At 44.4% G+C, this 2717-nt stretch carries 2 protein-coding genes and 1 pseudogene; all 3 read right to left on the minus strand.

The genetic code is table 11. The features are described 5' to 3' along the window. Window positions 1-90 precede the first annotated feature (90 nt). Window positions 91-2112 (minus strand): annotated as a pseudogene (locus tag D0T87_RS23385) (TraG family conjugative transposon ATPase); the annotation flags it as partial. Next, complete coding sequence (locus D0T87_RS23390) at window positions 2105-2437, minus strand: DUF4133 domain-containing protein (protein ID WP_163178551.1); 333 nt, start codon at window positions 2435-2437, stop codon at window positions 2105-2107. The gene D0T87_RS23390 and the pseudogene D0T87_RS23385, both read right to left, overlap by 8 nt. 21 nt (window positions 2438-2458) lie before the next feature. Then, on the minus strand, window positions 2459-2710 hold the full coding sequence (locus D0T87_RS23395; protein WP_239063861.1) for a DUF4134 domain-containing protein: 252 nt from the start codon (window positions 2708-2710) through the stop codon (window positions 2459-2461). Window positions 2711-2717 lie beyond the last annotated feature (7 nt).

The raw sequence follows: 2717 nt of genomic DNA on the forward strand, positions 1-2717 counted from the left end.
ACTGCTGACGAAACAGCAGGTTTAATCATTCTATTTCCAACCCGTAGAATGGAACGTTAAACAATCACTCACATGACTTACATGTCACAGCCATGCTTCCTCAATCAATATCATCTTACGGATACCCTGCAAACGGCGCATCTTGTTTATGAAAACTTCCATGATAATGATTGTAACCACAGGAAACAGGATTTTGTGGTCTTTTATCGCGTCAATCTCAAAGACAATGAAGCGTTTAGATAATAAATCCAGTTGCTTATCCGAATTCAATAGGAAATCGTATTCGCCCCCACGATAGTACGGTTCAAGTACATTCAGAAAGTTGGCTATATCGAAGTCTTTCTCACGCACTTTCTTTTCTTCCAGTACCTTTTTATAGTCGTCCCGGACGAACTCATAGAAGGTATTGAAAGACGGTATCAGCTTCCTATCGGTTTTCAGTTTCTCAATGTACTGGCTGACTGCATTGGAAAGGGCTACTTCCTCCGCTCGTGAAGGCGGCTCGTTATCCCTTTTCCACAGAGTAAGGATAAGCGTTTTTATACTTTCACGCTTTTCAATGTCGAAGACATTATCATCCGTAAAAAAAGGATTAAATGAAATGGGATTTTCTTCGGTATATGTAAAATATACCCCGTCCTGACCGTTTGTTTTCCGGTTAATCAGGTTACATAAGCCTTGATAGCTATTCCCCGTATCCACTAAAACGATGTGCGTACCTTGTTCGTAGTACTGGCGGCACATATGGTTGGTAAAAAAGGATTTTCCCGAACCCGAAGGCCCCAAGATAAACTTGTTGCGGTTCGTGATAATTCCTTTCTTCATGGGCAGGTCAGAAATATCCACATGAAGCGGTTTTCCTGAAACCCTGTCAGCCATTTTAATACCGAACGGACTGGGCGAACTACGATAGTTTGTTTCTTCAGTAAAGAAACAAAGAGCAGGTTCAATAAATGTATAGAACGATTCTTCCGCAGGAAAATCCCCACTGTTGCCGGGCATTCCTGCCCAGTACAAAGTGGCTGCATCCACCGTGTTGTGGCGCGGTTTACATTCCATAAGAGCCAACTGGCTGCCCACATCATTGCGGATATGTTTCAGTTCCTCCACGTCATCGCTCCATGCCATTACGTTGAAGTGCGACCTGATTGAAGTCAGCCCGAAGCTGTGTGCTTCATTCAGATATTGGTCGATCCATTCTTTGTTGATTTGATTGCCCCTTGAATAGCGGGAAAGCGACTGCATATTCCTTGCACTCTTTTCAAACTTTCGCAGGTTTTCCGCACTGTCTTCGATAAACAGATATTGATTGTAGATATGGTCGCATGAAAGAAGCAACCCAACAGGAGAAGCGAAAGACAAACGGCAATCGCTCCGGTCGGTCGATAGTTTTTCATATCGCATATCCGTTCCGATACGTCCGGGCAGATCTTCCGCATCTGAAAGCGTATGCAGGCAAACGTGTTTGCTTCCCACCCGAAGCCCGTCGGCTCCCAGTTCCAAATCTTCCAAGCAGGTTGTGTCATCGAGCGACAACGAGAAATACTTTTCAATCAGTCCCGGCTTTTCACTTGTTCCTGTTATCTCGTCTGAACTGATACGGGTAAGACGGATAAATCCGCTATCGTTCATGATTCGTTCAAACTGTCCGACGGCTTCCAAAAACTTCACGCTTGTATCCTTATTGACCTCTTTGGGAATAATGTTCCCACGACAAAGCGATGAGAAATTGCTTTGCATTCTCATTCGCTCTTTAGTCGTTTTAGTCAGGAACAGGAAACACGAGTGGTTCAGGAATGGTCTTTCATTGAAGTGCTTTTCAAAACTGCGGGATAAGAAACTCATATCGTCCTTATCGGTTGCAGGTTTATACGTTTCACGGACAAACCAATCTTGCTTATGCACCACACTATATTCGGGCAGCACTTTTACCGCTTTTGCCCATGACGAATGTATCGCTTCATATTCGGTACTGGTAACAGTAAACAGTTCCGGTAGCTCCACATGGTAGGCAACCGTAATATCTGCATCTTTGGAAATGATGCAATCGTGTTCAACAGCCAGTAACGGGAACTTACTTTCGATAGTCGCCGCTTTCATTATATTACGCATACGCTACCTCCTTTCTTTTCTTTTTGAAAAGGCGGTGCGGAGTTTTCCTGTTAATCAAATAACGGGGATGCTGTTTGACAGCCATGAGTTTCATTAAACCATGCTCCCCGTATTTCTGATTCAGGTTAAAGGTCATCCATACCAATACTGATGCAGCGATTACGCCGAAGCCTATGCAAATCCACTGCCCGATGCCTATCATGTACATGATGACAAAGACCACGAAGACGGCAAGTAAGCCTCCTGCAAAAATGAAAAGGTATTGCGATTTCAAACCCTTGAACTCCACACTCTTGCCTATCCCTTTATTGATGTTAAACTCCATAGTTTTTTTGTATGAAGTTGATTAAAGGAAGAATGAGCGCAGAATGGTAGCGGCAACAATCAGGAAGATACACGCACCGAACCAAGAGGCGGCGGTTTTGCTTGTATCGGGGTCGCCGGAACTGAACTTTCCGTACACCTTTACACCTCCAATCAGACCAACCACAGCACCAATGGCGTAGATCAATTTTGTGTCGAGTAGGTCAGCCCCATTACTGGGGCTTTCCCCTCTAAGAACCGTACATGAGAGTTTCCCCTCATACGGCTCAAGCAACGCATTG

The organism is Bacteroides sp. 51 (assembly GCF_010500965.1).
Classification (GTDB): domain Bacteria; phylum Bacteroidota; class Bacteroidia; order Bacteroidales; family Bacteroidaceae; genus Bacteroides.